This window comes from Saccharospirillum alexandrii, assembly GCF_004000275.1.
In the GTDB taxonomy this organism is placed as follows: Bacteria; Pseudomonadota; Gammaproteobacteria; order Pseudomonadales; family Natronospirillaceae; genus Saccharospirillum; species Saccharospirillum alexandrii.
Map to the genome: position 1 here is coordinate 26,182 of NZ_RCIP01000005.1, position 14,432 is coordinate 40,613.

The 14,432-nt window shown below is 57.1% G+C and carries 14 protein-coding genes; 3 read left to right on the forward strand and 11 right to left on the reverse strand.

Annotated features, from left to right (window positions below; translation table 11 throughout):
- Window positions 1–54: 54 nt before the first annotated feature.
- The 9 genes from EP166_RS17875 to EP166_RS17915 all read right to left on the reverse strand — a co-directional run bounded on the left by EP166_RS17875 (window position 55) and on the right by EP166_RS17915 (window position 9,755).
- The gene (locus EP166_RS17875) at window positions 55–1,380 is read right to left on the reverse strand and encodes a sigma 54-interacting transcriptional regulator (protein WP_127559622.1); all 1,326 of its coding nucleotides are present in this window, start codon (window positions 1,378–1,380) and stop codon (window positions 55–57) included.
- The gene (locus tag EP166_RS17880) at window positions 1,377–1,952 is read right to left on the reverse strand and encodes a hypothetical protein (RefSeq protein ID WP_127559624.1); all 576 of its coding nucleotides are present in this window, start codon (window positions 1,950–1,952) and stop codon (window positions 1,377–1,379) included. The genes EP166_RS17875 and EP166_RS17880 overlap by 4 nt, the downstream gene beginning before the upstream one ends.
- Window positions 1,949–3,451 (reverse strand): sensor histidine kinase, encoded by a 1,503-nt coding sequence (locus EP166_RS17885; RefSeq protein WP_127559626.1) that lies wholly within the window; start codon window positions 3,449–3,451, stop codon window positions 1,949–1,951. The genes EP166_RS17880 and EP166_RS17885 overlap by 4 nt, the downstream gene beginning before the upstream one ends.
- Window positions 3,452–3,575: 124 nt before the next feature.
- A complete protein-coding gene (locus EP166_RS17890) occupies window positions 3,576–3,833 on the reverse strand; it encodes an EF-hand domain-containing protein (RefSeq protein WP_127559628.1) in 258 nt (85 codons plus the stop codon).
- Window positions 3,834–4,151: 318 nt separating this feature from the next.
- Complete coding sequence (locus tag EP166_RS17895; protein ID WP_127559630.1) at window positions 4,152–5,033, reverse strand: heme-dependent oxidative N-demethylase family protein; 882 nt, start codon at window positions 5,031–5,033, stop codon at window positions 4,152–4,154.
- A gap of 63 nt (window positions 5,034–5,096) precedes the next feature.
- Entirely contained in the window at window positions 5,097–6,944 is a 1,848-nt protein-coding gene (locus EP166_RS17900; RefSeq protein WP_127559632.1) for an SLC13 family permease, read from the reverse strand.
- A gap of 48 nt (window positions 6,945–6,992) precedes the next feature.
- On the reverse strand, window positions 6,993–7,859 hold the full coding sequence (locus EP166_RS17905; protein ID WP_127559634.1) for an ABC transporter permease: 867 nt from the start codon (window positions 7,857–7,859) through the stop codon (window positions 6,993–6,995).
- Window positions 7,856–8,827, reverse strand: coding sequence for an ATP-binding cassette domain-containing protein (locus tag EP166_RS17910; RefSeq protein ID WP_127559636.1), 972 nt, complete (start codon window positions 8,825–8,827; stop codon window positions 7,856–7,858). The genes EP166_RS17905 and EP166_RS17910 overlap by 4 nt, the downstream gene beginning before the upstream one ends.
- A 91-nt stretch (window positions 8,828–8,918) precedes the next feature.
- Entirely contained in the window at window positions 8,919–9,755 is an 837-nt protein-coding gene (locus EP166_RS17915) for a sulfite exporter TauE/SafE family protein (RefSeq protein WP_127559638.1), read from the reverse strand.
- 415 nt (window positions 9,756–10,170) lie between these two features.
- On the opposite strand from EP166_RS17915, the gene EP166_RS17920 reads away from it, so the two are divergent.
- The 3 genes from EP166_RS17920 to EP166_RS17930 all read left to right on the forward strand — a co-directional run bounded on the left by EP166_RS17920 (window position 10,171) and on the right by EP166_RS17930 (window position 11,879).
- Window positions 10,171–10,923, forward strand: a complete 753-nt coding sequence (locus EP166_RS17920) for a hypothetical protein (protein WP_127559640.1) — start codon at window positions 10,171–10,173, stop codon at window positions 10,921–10,923.
- Window positions 10,924–10,937: 14 nt separating this feature from the next.
- Window positions 10,938–11,291 (forward strand): SH3 domain-containing protein, encoded by a 354-nt coding sequence (locus tag EP166_RS17925; protein ID WP_127559642.1) that lies wholly within the window; start codon window positions 10,938–10,940, stop codon window positions 11,289–11,291.
- A 72-nt stretch (window positions 11,292–11,363) separates the two neighbouring features.
- Window positions 11,364–11,879, forward strand: coding sequence for a GNAT family N-acetyltransferase (locus EP166_RS17930; protein WP_127559644.1), 516 nt, complete (start codon window positions 11,364–11,366; stop codon window positions 11,877–11,879).
- 66 nt (window positions 11,880–11,945) lie between these two features.
- Here the strand turns inward: EP166_RS17930 and EP166_RS17935 are convergent, their stop codons facing one another.
- Both EP166_RS17935 and EP166_RS17940 read right to left on the reverse strand, forming a co-directional pair.
- Window positions 11,946–13,283 (reverse strand): hypothetical protein, encoded by a 1,338-nt coding sequence (locus EP166_RS17935; RefSeq protein ID WP_127559646.1) that lies wholly within the window; start codon window positions 13,281–13,283, stop codon window positions 11,946–11,948.
- A 174-nt stretch (window positions 13,284–13,457) separates the two neighbouring features.
- A complete protein-coding gene (locus EP166_RS17940) occupies window positions 13,458–14,423 on the reverse strand; it encodes a glycoside hydrolase family protein (protein ID WP_127559648.1) in 966 nt (321 codons plus the stop codon).
- Between the last annotated feature and the right edge of the window lie 9 nt (window positions 14,424–14,432).

Consider the following 14,432-nt stretch of genomic DNA (forward strand, 5'->3'; position numbering starts at 1 on the left):
CAAGTAGGCCAAAGGTCAGCTTTGTATAAATCGAAGAGGTGTTGACCAGGCTCCCTAGCTGCTTAGCCCATGCTTCTTAATCAACTTGTGCACATCGGTCCGGTTGCGCCCGGCCAGTGCGGCGGCCTGGGTGACGTTGCCTTCGGTCATGCTCAGGGCGCGGATCAGGTATTGGCGTTCGAAGGCATCGCGGGCTTCGCTCAGGGTGGGCCAGTGGGGTTGCTGATCGGCCAGGGCCTGGCGCACCAGCGCTTCGTGAACCACCGTGCTGGGGCAGAGCGCCACGCATTGTTCGATGACATTGACCAGTTGGCGCACGTTGCCCGGCCAGGGCGCCGTCATCAGCAGGTGCATGGCCCTGTCTTCAATGCGGGTGACGCGGCTGTTGTGTTGCTCCGCTGCGCGGCGCAGTAAATACCGCGCCAGCAACGGGATGTCTTCGGCGCGTTCGCGCAGGCTGGGCAGCGTCAGGTTGACGACATTCAGCCGGTAATAAAGGTCTTCCCGGAATTCGCCTTGTTCCATGGCCCGGCTGAGATCACGGTGGGTGGCGGAGACGATGCGCACGTCGATTGGCAGGGTTTCGCTGCTGCCTACTGGGCGCACCTGACGCTCCTGCAGCACGCGCAGCAATTTCACTTGAAGCGGGGTGGGCATATCGCCGATCTCATCCAGAAACAAAGTGCCGCCCTCGGCGGCCCGGAACAGGCCGGCCTGTTCCCGAATGGCGCCGGTGAAAGCACCCTTCGCATGGCCGAACAGTTCCGATTCCAGCAAGTGCTCGGGCATGGCGCCACAGTTGAGTGCCACAAACGGACCCTTGGCGCGCGGGCTGGCGCGGTGAATCGCCTGGGCGAACAATTCCTTGCCGGTGCCACTGGCGCCGCTGATCAGCACACTGACGTCGCTGCGGGCGACCTGGCGTGTCTGGTCGAGCAGGCGGGTCATGGCCGGGCTGCGGGCGATGATGTCGCGGTCCCAGTCGTCGGCGCACTGCGGACCGCCCCGGTCCATCACCTGGTTCATCAGGTCGCGCAGTTTGTCATGATCCAGCGGTTTGGTTAGAAAACCGAGCACACCTCTTTGGGTTGCCTGCACTGCCTCGGGGATCGAGCCGTGCGCGGTCATCAGAATAACCGCCAGATCCGGATACCGCTCGGTGATGCGTTCAAACAGCTTCATGCCGTCCAGCCCCGGCATACGCAGATCGCTGATCACCAGGTTGACAGTGTGGCGTTCCAGGTACGCCAGCGCTGCGGCTCCATCGCTCACGGCTTCAACCTGCCAGCCATCGCTGACCAGGCGCAGCGATAAGAGGCGCAGCAGGCTGGCATCGTCATCGACCAGTAGCAACGCGGGTTTGGATGCAGTCTGCGTCATGGGGTGTCCTCCTGTGCGGGTCCGTTCTCGCGGGTATTCAACTGGGATTCGATGGCCGTCAGCGCATCGATTTGTGCCTGTTTTTGTTCCAGTGCCTGTTGCAGTGATGTGATTTGGCTTTCCAGTGCCTGGCGTTGCCGATCGCGTTGACGGTAGTCGAACAGCAGTGCGCGGGCCGCGCTTTGGTGCAGCTCGATCAGCGGTTGCAAGCTGGCGGGCAGGTTGGGTTTGAGCTGCTGCAATTGTCCGATGCCCAATTGCAGCAGAACCGGGTTCTGGCCGGGTTGGCTGAAGTACAGTGCCCAGGCAAACGCCAGGTCGTGGTCCGCCGGGTGTGCGGGCAAGGCGGCCCAATCGAGCAGAGTTGTCGTCTGGCTGAAGTCCAGCCAGTGCCAGGCACTGGATTCGGCATCGAACACATCGGGCAGCAAGGGGCGTTCGCATTGCCCTTGCAGCGTGCCTCGAGTGGTTGGCTCCGGTGGTTTGGGCGATAGCCCGGCGCAGCCGGATAGCAGGAACAGTAAAACCACTAGGATAACCGGGAGTAGGCGGCTTGCGGTTTGGTGCATCATGCGTTTGCCCCTCTTACCGGTAATTGAATGCGCACACAGACATCAAACCCGTTGCGCTCGGCCAGTCCGGCGCGGCCTTCGAGCAGCCGGGCACAGTCGGTCACGATAGACAGGCCGAGGCCGGAGCTTTGCAGGCTGTCCTGCCGGGGCGCGTCGCCGCGCTGAAAGGGTTCGAAAATACTCTGGTGCAGGTGAGCGGGGATGGCGGGCCCGGTGTTGGCTACTTCAAGAACGACCCAGGGTGACTGGTGTTCCAGCCGGATCTGAATCTGACCGGCGTCAGCCCCATAGGCCAGGGCATTGGTGATCAGGTTGTCGAGCATGCGCTGGAACAGAGTCGGGTCGGTGTGCAGGCGATCGACTGTGCACACAACCTGAACGTTCATGCCCCGCTGGTGCAAGGCCAGTTGGTGTTGACGGAGGGTATCGTTGATCAAAGCCGACGGGTTCAGGGTTTGTCGCCTGACCTCGGTTTGCTGCAACCACTGGTTGTAGTCGAGCAATTGCTCGGTCAGTTGCGCCAGGCGGTCGGTGCTGCCGCTGAGCAGGGCGACTACTTCGCGTTGTGGTCCGGTCAGTGGCCCGGTGATACCGTCTTCCAGCAAAGAGCAGCCCTCTTTAATGCTGGCCAGTGGCGTTTTTAATTCATGGGCAGCGTGGCGCAGCAGGGCCAGGCGCAATGCTTCGAGTTGTTGCAGCCGACCTGAAAGCCAGGTCAGCCGCTCACCCAGCTCGTTCAATTCGCGTGGCCCTTGAATGCCTTTGTGGTTGGGCGTGGCACCAGGTTGGCCAAGCGAGCGGATCATCCGGTCGAGCCGTTGTATCGGGGCCGCAATGCGCCGGCTTGAGCCGACGACCATGACAGCAGTCAGCAACACCAGGGTGAGCGTCTGCCAATACAGAGCTTGCTGCTCCTGTTGAATGATATCACCCTGCGCTTCCAGCCGCTGGTTCAACTGACGCCAGATAAGTTCAGTCAACTCGCTTTGGCGTTTTCTGAGCTGGGGTAAATCTGAGGTCAGGGTATTTGGGTTGGACGCTTCGTTTGAGGTGCCGAGTGCTGCTAATTGAGCGTCGATTAGTTGAAGGTGGCTGCCGCAGTGCGATGCGGTTTCGCCGCCCATAGTCAGGCACGCAGCGCTCACTGCCTGCCGGTAATCCTGCAAGGCTTGTTGCGATTGGGTAAGGGTGTTGTCGCTGGTTACCACGGCATGCTGGCGCAAGGCGCGTTCACTGTCGACGGCAAGCCGGTCGAGGTTTTCAACCTGGCGCGCTTCGCGCATGGCAGCCTGTGCCTCTGTTTGTGCCATAACGGTAATGCGCTGAAAAACGGTATGGCCCTGCCACAACAAAACGGCCAGTGGAATGAGTGCGATGGCAAAACTGACGATCAGGCGCTGTTGCAGAGACAACTGCTGCAACGATAGATGTTTAAGGGAAAAGTGTCGCCGTGAAGCGGTAGGCAAAGTCAAAGACGATGCATGTGACGTAGATTTCATGAAGTTGAGTCCGCAGACAGAGTAAAGGGGTGGCGCTGCGAACTTGTCACGGAAAAAGGGCTAACTCCTTTAGCCCATCAAAACGGTCATCGATGTCGATCTGAAAACGGGATTTCAGTCCGGCTTATTTGCCTTCAGTAGTCTCGCTTTCAGTGTAGAACGTTTCAAATTCTTCCATGCTCAGGTCACCAGAACCGTCGGCGTCCAGCATTTCAAATTGCTCGGCCAGCAACAGATCAACATTGGCTTCGTCCTGAGTCAGAACGCCATCGCCATTGGCATCGAGCTGGTTAAACGCATCTTCAGCGCCCATAGTTTCCGCAGCAGCACCCATTGAGGCAGAGGCTAACACCAGGGCAGTTAGAGTCAGTGCAGTTTTCATATTCCTTACTCCTGTTCTTGATGGATCTAACATTTACGTGAGTGATATCGCTGTGTGACACAGCGGCTTACTGCATGCGTTTATCAGCGAGGCTGATCAACGCGTTCACAGGAGGTATTGCAGTGGCTGTGCCAGGTTAAAAAAATTCTTTAAAAACAAAGAGTTAGGTTGTCTTTTAGGGTTTTTCCGAGAAAATGACGAGTTGAACTGTCTCCAATAGAAGACAGCTCTGAAGGTGTGATATAAAAAGTCTTTAGAATCAGGTAGTTAGAGTGTCTTTAAACACAGACAGGTTGAGGGCGTCTGTCTCTGGTCTGGCTATAAGCCAGCCAGGTGATGTTCAAGCCAGAGTGATAGCGCAGGCTCTACCGGGTGCAATGATTTGTAGTCACGTTCATCGGCAGAGAGCGCGGCCAGTGCGTTGTATAAATCGTTCAGCCAGGCCGGATTATCCAGAAAATCAGTGAAGGGTTTTATGTGCACTCGAATCGAAAATACCACCGCACCGGTCTGCGGCAGTCGTCTTAGTGTTTGACGTTCAGTACGAATGAAACAAAGCCGTGGTATATCGGCCGGGCGGGTAATCGGAACGGATTCCTCATCACCCGGTTGGTACAAACGGTCGCTGGTCACCACCGACCAGTTTCCACGCCAGACCGGCCGGTCGACTTTAATGTGCTGAAAAAAACGGTTGATCTTGCGACTGAGTTTTTCACCATAACCGGGAACCGGGGCATGAATACGGTCGAGTGGCTGGCCGATTTTTTCTAGCAAGCGCCAGTAGCTTGGGGCGCACAAGCTGGCGGCCGTCAGGCGGTAGTGGTCATCCTGTGGCTGCAGCAGGCAGAGGTCTTCCTGCACGCACCAGGAGGCTTTCAGTAAGGCGATATCCGGGTCGTCCCATTGGTAGGTCGTGTCATTGAAACGGCAAACCAGTCCGTCGGAGCAGGGCGCATACAGATCGGGGTAGTGTTCTGGCAGGTACTCGCCAAGCGCCCGAGCGACCTCCAGCTGGGCAGCGCGCGACTCGGGTAGCTGACTGTATACCCGTTCGCCAAGTTCCGACCAGAGCGATTGTTTAAGCGCCGTCTGCCCGGCCAGTTTTTCGTCCGGCAATAGCCATTCATCCGGCTTCAGACTGTGCAGCCCCATAGCCAGCAGATTCTTGTGTTCCTGAAACGCGTAATACGCCAGTGACATAATGATGTTTTTTACCTTTCCCAGAGGCAACGCGAACCGTGAATCGCAATCCGAAAGCCGGATTCAGAGCGGCCACACCCAAAGAATAACCGGAACTGAGATGGCAATAACCAAAATCGACATTGGCAACCCCAGCCGCCAATAATCACCGAATTTGTAACCACCGGGTTCCATAACCAGCGTATTCGACTGATGACCGATGGGCGTTAAAAAAGCACAGGAAGCAGAAATAGCCACAGCCATCAGCATCGGGTCGGGTGATACGTCCATTCCTGCAGCCAGCTTGATGGCAACCGGCGCCGCCAATACGGCTGCGGCCGCGTTGTTAATAATATTGGAGAGCAGCATGACTGACAGCATTAACACCAGCAGCGTGGCTGCAGGCGGGATCGACTGGCCCAGCGCGAGCAGACCGTCGGCGATTAACTGGGAACCGCCCGTAGTATCGAGTGCTTCCCCGATCGGAATCATCGCCGCCAGTAAAACAATGACGGGCAGGTCAACGCTGTCGTAAATCTCCCCGGGTGGTACCAGCCGGATGAGCACCATGACCAGCGCGGCGGTTACCAGGGCAACCGAGGCAGGCAGAATTTCAAAGGCAATGAGCGCCAGTGCAACGGCGAACAAACCACTGGCCATCCAGACTTTATCGGGCGTGAACAAACGCAAGCCGCGTGAGGCCAGCGGCAAACACCCCAGGTCATTCAGCGCGGGTTGTATGCGGTCTTTGTGGGCTTGTACCAGCAGAATATCACCACCGGCAAAGCGAATCTCGCCCAGGCGCTGGTTCAGTCGTTGACCTTGCCGGGCAACGGCCAGAATGTTCACGCTGTAGCGCTCACGCAAACCGAGCGCAGACGCCGAGCGATTGATCAGTGGTGACCGCTGGGTGACGATGGCTTCAGTGAGCGACAGGTCTTTATGTTTGTCTGAATGATCCGGCGGTCTCTCTTCAGTGTCGGATGCGGATGCCTCATCACTGGATGGGATGTTCTCGGTGTCTTGCTCGTTGTCGTCTGGCTCCTGAGCCAGGCTAAGCCCGGTGGCTTTGACCAGAGTTTTCAGGCTGTCTGAATCCGCCTCGACCAGCAGAATGTCATCAGCACGCAGCACTTTGTAGATGGATGGCATTTCAGTCAGTTCGTCGTCGCGAACCAGGCCAACAACCAGTACGTCGGCTTCATCCCGTACCGAATCGACCAGGTCATGCAGTGACCGGCCCACATAGTCGGTGCCTTCCGGCAAGGTCAGTTCGGTGAGGTAGGCACTGACTTCGAACAGCTCATCGGCACTGGAATTTTCTCGCTTGGGGGTAAATCGCCAGCCAATCAGGGCAATGAACAACACACCAATGACCGTGATGGACAGCCCGACGGGCAGAAAATCAAACATGCCAAAGGCATTGCCATCGATCTCCCGGCGATAGGTAGCGATGATGATATTGGGTGGCGTGCCGATCATGGTGAGTGTGCCGCCCAACAGTGAACCAAAGGCCAGCGGCATTAACAAATAGGAAGGCGACCGCTCACTCTGACGAGCCATCCAGATGGCCACCGGCATAAACAACGCCAGGGCGCCCACGTTATTCATGAACCCGGAGCACAACGCCACGATGCCCGTCAGCGTGGCCACCTGCACCCAGGGTTTGTCACCCACCTGCGTCAGCTTGCGGGCAATGGCATCCACCACGCCAGCGTTCAACAACCCCCGGCTGATCACCAGCACCGCTGCCACAGTGACCACCGCCGGATGCCCGAGCCCGGTGAACGCCGTCTCGGCGGGTATCAACCCGGACAGGGTTACCGTTAACAAAGCCGCCAGCGCCACCAGGTCATAACGCCAGCGGTTCCAGATAAAGAGGCCCAGGGTGGCAAACAGAACGGCAAAGATGATGCCTTGGTCCAGAGTCATTGACTGACCTTATTTAAGTAGGGCATTAACGGGCGATGCTGCCGTTTTTTAACGCTGGCGTCGATACAGCAGCATCGTCACTGGCCCGAAAATGGCCAGCAAAATGGCCGGTGCAATCAGCGCGATGGCGATTACCGGCAGTGTCGCACTGCCTTCCAGCACAGCACGCAAGGCCGTCACCAGATGCGCCACCGGGTTTACGCTGATCACAGATTGCAACCAGCCAGGCATGGTAGCCGGGTCGACAAAAATATTGGAGGCGAACGTAACGGGCATCAGAAACAGCCAGCTCAGTGTCATCACTGCGCCGGGGGTACGCATCAGCAAACCAATGGTGGTGAACACCCAACTGATGCCGAAGGCAAAGAGGTTCAGCAACAATACAGCCTGGATGATGCCGAACAGCCCGGCTTCGCTACGGTAACCCATGATCATGCCAATGAAGAACACGATGACCGCTGAGGCCGTGTAGCGAATCACGTCTCCGGCCATGGCGCCGACCAGAGGCGAAGGGTGCCAGACCGGCATCGATTTGAAGCGGTCGTATATGCCTTTGTGAATGTCGGTGTTCAGTGTCATGCCGGTATAAATGGTGGTGAACACGACCGTCTGCGCCAGAATGCCAGGTAGCAGAAAGTTCAGGTAGGCATCGGTTGAGCCTGCCAGTGCTCCACCAAAGAGGTAGGTGAACATGACGGTGAACATAATGGGCGTCACCAGCACATCGAATAGTTGCTCGGGCACGTGCTTTATCTTCAGCAGCGCCCGCCAGCCAAACGTCAGAATGTTTGACATCGGGCCGGGTAGGGTGGGCCGGGCACGATCAGCCATCAATTTGGCCAACGCATCACGTTGACGGTTGCCTGGTGTGGTGGCACTGCCCGGAGTTGGACTGGTATTCAGCGCGTCGGTCATGGGGTCAGCGCCTCCTCGGCGGGTTCGGTGTGGTGGCCGGTCAGCGCCAGGAAGACTTCATCCAGGCTCGGCTGGTCCATGGAGAAGCTGGCCAGGGCAATGCCGAGATTGCTCAGGCCGGAGAGTAGGCTGGCGGCGCGGCCGGTATCCGACAATTGTATCGACAGGCTGGTTGGTTCGGCTTCCAGCGTAACGGAGCTGCCCAGTTGTTGCTCCAGCCACTGATGAGCGGCCGGGCGATCGTCCGGGGTGACCAGGCGCAGGCGCAACACGCCGGAACCGACCGATCGTTTTAACTCAGCAGGCGTGCCTTCGGCAATGACTCTACCGTGGTCGATAACCGCGATGCGTTCTGCCAGTTGGTCGGCCTCTTCCAGATACTGGGTGGTCAGCAACACCGTGGTGCCTGCCTGGGCGAGGCTGCGCACAATGTCCCACACCTGATTGCGCGAGCGCGGGTCGAGGCCGGTGGTCGGTTCATCCAGAAACAGCAGTTCCGGTGGAACAATGAGCGATGAGGCAATGTCCAGACGCCGGCGCATGCCACCGGAGTAATCCTTCACTTGCTTGTCGGCGGCGTCGCTGAGGTCGAATGCATCGAGCAATTGCTGGGCGCGGGCTTTGCCCGAGCGACCATGAAAACCCAACAGCCGAGCCAGCAAACGCAAATTCTCACGCCCGGTCAGGTCTTCATCGACCGAGGCGAACTGGCCGGTCAGGCTGATGCGCTGGCGCACCTCGGCGGCCTGGGTAGCAACATCAAGCCCGAGCACATGGGCATTGCCGCTATCCGGCGGGATCAGCGTGGCGAGCATGCGCACCGTGGTGGTTTTACCGGCACCATTGGGGCCGAGCAGTCCGTAAACACTGCCCGCCCGAACGCGCAGATCAATGCCGTTCACCGCACGGGTTTTACCGAAATGTTTGGCCAGGCCGGTTACTTCTATGGCCAGTTGAGGGGCGTCCATCGTAATGCTGTTTCCCTGCAAGGCTGGAAATGCCCATCATACACTCACTGTGAGGTTGGAAAAGTATCCGGTCGTCACATAAACACGATGGTTATACCAGCACGCCGTACAGCATGCGCACCGCCGTGATAAACAGGAACACGGCAAACAGCTGGCGCAGCAAACGGGCGTTAATGGCGTGCGCTATTCGCGCGCCAATGGGGGCGGTCCATAGCGTCATTGGGACGATCAGCGCAAAACCGATCAGGTTCACATAGCCGAGAGAGAACGGTGGCCTCTCCGGCACGCCCCAGCCATTAATCAGAAACCCCAGCGCACCGGGTACACTGATGAAAATACCAATGGCGGCTGCTGTGCCGACGGCCCGGTGCATGGGCACTTGGCAGCGAGTGAGCACGGGCACACTGAGCGTGCCACCGCCAATTCCCATCAGTGTCGAGAACCCGCCGATGCCGGTTCCAATGCTGTGGCGAACCATGCCCTGAGGCAGGGTATCCGCTAGCGCAGAAGGTTCTTTGCTGATGGCCATATTGGCCGCGACCAGCAACCCGATAACCCCAAACACTAGCGAGAGCACCTGGCCTGACACCAGGCCACTGACCAGGGTACCTACCAGAACGCCGAACAGTAACGAGGGTGCCAATGACTTCAGCAGGGCTGAGTCCAGATTCCCTTTGTTGGCATGCGCCCGCGCCGAACGTAACGAGGTGGGAATAATCGTCGCCAGCGACGTGCCCACCGCCACATGCATCTTCACTGATTCATCAATGCCCAGCAGGGTAAACAGGTGATACAGCACCGGCACAATGACAATGCCACCCCCCACACCGAGCAAACCCGCCATTAACCCGGCAATCACCCCGGTAACCGACAACGCCACGACCAGCCCGATGATCCAGCTCAGGCTGTATTGATCCAGTAATTCCAATGGAAGTTCCTTGTATTAACAGTCAGTATTGCAGCCGGCTAAAACAGCCGGGCGGCACTCCGGGCGTTTATAGCAAGACTGGAACCAATTGGCGACTTTGGCTGAATGAAGGGTCACTTTGGCGTCATTTGTGACTGAATTCGCACCAGGGTTGTGCAGTTCGAACCATTTTGGTGCTGTTATTCGCGCGTGGTAAAGGCGCTTTCTACGGTCAGTGGACGCCCGCATTGCCAACCCAGCGAACGCTAACGATTGGCGAGATAGGGTGTAGTCAGGTAGATTGGTCAGCCTAGCGCCCGGCTCCGGCTGTAGGGGAGCCAACCCGCACCATACCCACTGCATTGCAGCCCTGATACCGCGTGTTGGTCATGATCAACGTGATGACCGCGAGCGCATACAGAAAATGGAAACCCTTATGAACACACCTCGAACGCTATGGACGCTGCTGATTACCCTTATGTTGACAGGGTGTGCTTCTCAGGGCTTTAACCAGCGGTATATTAACAACGAACTTGCCGTGGCCGGGCTGGAGCAGACCGAAGCGGATATTCAGCGCATCCTGGATCTGGAACCGGCGCTGGGGCGACCCTTTACGTTGGGTATCTATTTCGAAGATTACTATGGCATTCATGCCAAGAAGGCCAAAGGCATTGTGCTCGATGACCTTTCCCCGATGCTGCAGCAACTTAAGAGCGCTGGCATCATCGATGACTTTTTTGTGATCAACAACAGTACGGTCCGGGAAAACACGATTCAGGATGTGCGCATAGCGGCCGCGCGTCATCATGCCGACGCCGTGTTGATGATTGATAACTACCGGGGCTCAGACCGCTACATTAATCCGCTCGGGATTACGTATCTGACCGTTATTGCTGCCTACATTCTGCCAGGCACTGAGGTGGAAGCCATTGGCGCGGTATCCGCTACCCTGTGGGATACCCGCAACGAGTATCTTTACGCCACCTCCTACAACGATGAGCTGTACCACACACGAGGCGCCGCGTTTTTATTGAATGACGAAGAAATTGAATTGATGGCGCTGGAGAAGGCTACGCCCGGATTTGTGGCGGATCTGGGCTCCCGGCTTGTTGCCATGTTTAGTGAGCCGGGCAGTGCCCTTGAGCTGGACCTGAGCTATTTGGAAACACGGTCGGATACCAATAACTAAGGAAATCGTCAGCGATGCACTTGCGTCTTGCCATTGTGACCCGCGAACATAAATCCAACTACCCAAACCCGGTTTCATTTGAACCGGGCGACCGGTTAGACGTTGGCGCAGAAGATACCGAGTTTCCTGGCTGGGTACGTATCATCGATACAACCGGGAATGAGGGCTGGGCGCCCCTGGCATACATTCAGCTATCTGAACCTCATTCAACAGGCGTGGCGTTGAAAGCCTATTCGGCTAAAGAGTTGGATGTAAAGCCAGGTGATCGACTCATTGTTTACGACGAGCATTGCCAGTGGTGCTGGGTAGCGCATGCAGACAAAGGAGCGGGCTGGGTGCCGGAAGATTGTTTGAAGGCTGTAGATTGACCTTGAAGATTTGTATGAAATACCGGAAGACTGTTGAAGTACAAGAATAGGGTTGAGGGAGATCGAACCAGGGTGAATATCGACGTCAGGAAGGCAAAGGTGGGTGATGAAGTCCGCATGGCAGAGATCCTGGTTGCGGCCTGGCGGCACGCCTACTCGGGCATAATGTCGCCCGCACTGCTGGATGCACTCGACATAAACCAGAAGACGGCTATGTGGCGCACTGCGCTGGAGCGCGCCGGCAAAGGGTCCTACCTTGTTGCCGAGGTAAATGGTCGTGTGGAAGGCTTTGCTGTGTTCGGCCCGGCTCGTGACAAGGATCTTGATGGATCCGAGTCTGCTGAAATCGTTTCGATCAATATCGATCCGGATAAATGGGGAAGCGGATTGGGTCGTTCCCTGTTGAATTCTATGATCGAACGACTCAGCACCGATGGATTTGGATCCATATACCTTTGGGTTGTGGAACAAAATGAACGAGCCATGCGGCTTTATCAGCGGAATGGCTTTATCTGCGAAGGTCGTATCAAAACCGACCCCAAACACTCCGGCGTTCAAGAGCTCAGGCTGGTTAGAATCCTTGCCTAGGTGCCAGGCACTGGGCCTTTAGGGGCCGTTATCGAATGGCTCAACACACCCATGAAACCGATCCTACTATCTTGGATTCAGTACAAACGTAAAATTCGCTGGCTGACCGGCATCCGTGTTAGCCGTGTTGTGGCAGCCCAGGCAGGTGCCCTGTGGCTTGTCCTGAATAAAGCTTTCCAGCGTCACGTTTGACAGGTATCTGGGTACTTCACCAGTACCAAAGGGCGCTCCCCCAATGTTACCAACCCACTGTGTTCCGACCAGGCGGTAGTGTGCCAGGGCTGATCCCTGCAATGCCTGTTGCCACTGGCCATTGGTCGCTCGCGTGCCTTCAAAGATATCCCAGCAGCGCACGATGCGAGACGCCTGAATGGGCAAGCCGGAGCTATCACGAGCATAAGGGGCGCGGTCTCCCCAGAGCGCCTGGGCGTGGCCCGTATTAACCCTAGTGTCACTTTGAACATCAAAGAACAAGTGCGCGCGGCCAGCGGTGTCGGTTGGCGCCTGACATCCATCGGGGAACAATTCGGCAACCATGATGCTGTTGGGGCCTCTGGCATTCGTCGCCAGCGGGGCCGTATCAGTGTGCTCGAATGTGGACCATACCCATCGGTCACCATTGCCACTCGGGACGCGTTGAACCAAGTGCATACCCACCAGCCCAACCGTAACGCTCAAACATTTGGGCTGGCCGGTATGCGCATGCCTGGCGGCTACGGAAATGTGTGCTTCCTGCACCAGGAAGTCAGACGGATTATCCGCATCAGTCATTACTTTCCAGGCGAATTTCAGCATCTGAGCGCCGGGTCCGCCTGTGCTTTGCAACGGAAATTGAATCTCCTGGCCAGAATCAGAGTAACGTTTTCGCTCTTCCGTTGTCACCAGTCGCTGTTGGCGAATAAATGCCTCACTGGCCGGGTTAAGCCGGGTTTCGTAGAGAACAAAATTCCCGGCCGAATCCACCAGTGCCTCCCCGCTGGATTGACGAAATTGGCTGAGCAGTAAACCGGTCTGATTTGAGCAGGCTGTTTCCTGGTCGCTGGTGGCCAGCATGTCGTGCTGGTTGGTGTATGTTTTCCAGCGAGGTGTGCCATTGTTGGGGTTTAGAAAACCGTTGGAAATGGGCGTACCGGTTTCATCCAATGGCCACTGTGATGCGATAAACGCCTGCCAGGAAAACCGGTCGAAGGGCGCTTGCACGGAAGGTGCGATGAAGCGATAGTCGAAGCTGGAACTGAATTCTGGGATGTCTGTGGGTGTGACCGGGCAAAAGCTGGTTTGATCGTCTGAAAAACAAAAGTCGGGAGTGTCGGCTCTGACTGACGGCTGTGTAATAAGCAAGCCCAGTAGTAGAACGATGGTCTGGAGCGTTTGCCTTGGAAAAATGTCGTTGGAGGTCATCATGGATACCTCATCAGTAGGGTTATCCGTGGATCGGATTAGCTATCACGTCCGTTTGCGTCACCCGGACGCTCGACATTTTTTTGTCAGTATAGACAAGGAGTCCGTTTAAAAAAGGCAGGCTCTTTTTTGAAATGGCCTGCTCGGGTACGGGGCGTGCTTCGTGGCAGGGCCCTGTTATTCGGACAGGTGAAGCAGCCCCTGGTGTTCATCGACAGTGACTCGCATCGGATTGGTTATTTTTCCGATGAATTCACCGGTTGGGGAGTCGTGCATAAAGGCCATGAAAACGAGTTCATTGTTGTGGAGGGCGATCTTACCGGCATAACGGATTATCGGGTTATTACCGTCAAGGAAAGGGCCGGGCGCCACTCTCCAGGGGCCCCGAGGATGGCTGGCGATAAGGTAGTGAGTGCCACCGACCGGTTGCTGAGCGGTTGAGTCGGTGTACCGCTGTGACCAGTGCTCACGAGCCGTGCTGAACAGACAGTACCAGCGCTCGCGGTATTCAAAGACCTGGGGCACTTCCAATTGGCCGAAATACCCGGTGAACACGGGAGGCTGCAGTTGCCAGTGAGTGAGGTCATCCGACGTGGCGAGCCCGATGGCCCCGCCTTCGTTGGCTTCGCAGCGATCGGGCACCCTTGCCGTAAAATACATCAGCCACCCCTTGCCTTCGGGGTCTTTGATGACCCAGGGGTCACGCAGCGCCCGGTCATGCCAGTGTCCGGGAATATGCTCTTCATACACGGCCGGGTCCAGGTCCAGCGCGAGGCCCGTTCCGACCCGTTGCCAGTGATGTCCATCATGGCTGGTTGCGTGACCGATGCGCTGTTTGAGCCCTTGCTCGGTGTTGCTTGTTCCTGTGTAAAACAGATGCCAGAGACCGTCTTCGTCCCGCACGACCGAGCCAGTCCAGGTGGTGTTGTCATCCCAGGCCGGACTGGCAGCCGGCCGCAGGCAAGTACCCTTTATGTCCCATTGGCGCAGATCGGTGGAGGTGGCGTGTCCCTGGCTCACGTGCCAGTGGCGCAAGTCGGAGTCTCCGAGGTTTTTGTCGGCCTGCAAATAGTAGATGTGCCAGGTGTCATTGTCCCGGTATAGCCAGAAATCCCAGAGCCATTTGTCGTTGAGTGCGAGCATCGGGTTTAC

What these genes read in the sequence shown, in the direction of transcription:
- EP166_RS17875 (WP_127559622.1), bottom strand. Translation starts at nt 1,380, where the DNA reads ATGACGCAGACTGCATCCAAACCCGCGTTGCTACTGGTCGATGACGAT.
- EP166_RS17880 (WP_127559624.1), bottom strand. Translation starts at nt 1,952, where the DNA reads ATGATGCACCAAACCGCAAGCCGCCTACTCCCGGTTATCCTAGTGGTT.
- EP166_RS17885 (WP_127559626.1), bottom strand. Translation starts at nt 3,451, where the DNA reads ATGAAATCTACGTCACATGCATCGTCTTTGACTTTGCCTACCGCTTCA.
- EP166_RS17890 (WP_127559628.1), bottom strand. Translation starts at nt 3,833, where the DNA reads ATGAAAACTGCACTGACTCTAACTGCCCTGGTGTTAGCCTCTGCCTCA.
- EP166_RS17895 (WP_127559630.1), bottom strand. Translation starts at nt 5,033, where the DNA reads ATGTCACTGGCGTATTACGCGTTTCAGGAACACAAGAATCTGCTGGCT.
- EP166_RS17900 (WP_127559632.1), bottom strand. Translation starts at nt 6,944, where the DNA reads ATGACTCTGGACCAAGGCATCATCTTTGCCGTTCTGTTTGCCACCCTG.
- EP166_RS17905 (WP_127559634.1), bottom strand. Translation starts at nt 7,859, where the DNA reads ATGACCGACGCGCTGAATACCAGTCCAACTCCGGGCAGTGCCACCACA.
- EP166_RS17910 (WP_127559636.1), bottom strand. Translation starts at nt 8,827, where the DNA reads ATGGACGCCCCTCAACTGGCCATAGAAGTAACCGGCCTGGCCAAACAT.
- EP166_RS17920 (WP_127559640.1), top strand. Translation starts at nt 10,171, where the DNA reads ATGAACACACCTCGAACGCTATGGACGCTGCTGATTACCCTTATGTTG.
- EP166_RS17925 (WP_127559642.1), top strand. Translation starts at nt 10,938, where the DNA reads ATGCACTTGCGTCTTGCCATTGTGACCCGCGAACATAAATCCAACTAC.
- EP166_RS17935 (WP_127559646.1), bottom strand. Translation starts at nt 13,283, where the DNA reads ATGATGACCTCCAACGACATTTTTCCAAGGCAAACGCTCCAGACCATC.
- EP166_RS17940 (WP_127559648.1), bottom strand. Translation starts at nt 14,423, where the DNA reads ATGCTCGCACTCAACGACAAATGGCTCTGGGATTTCTGGCTATACCGG.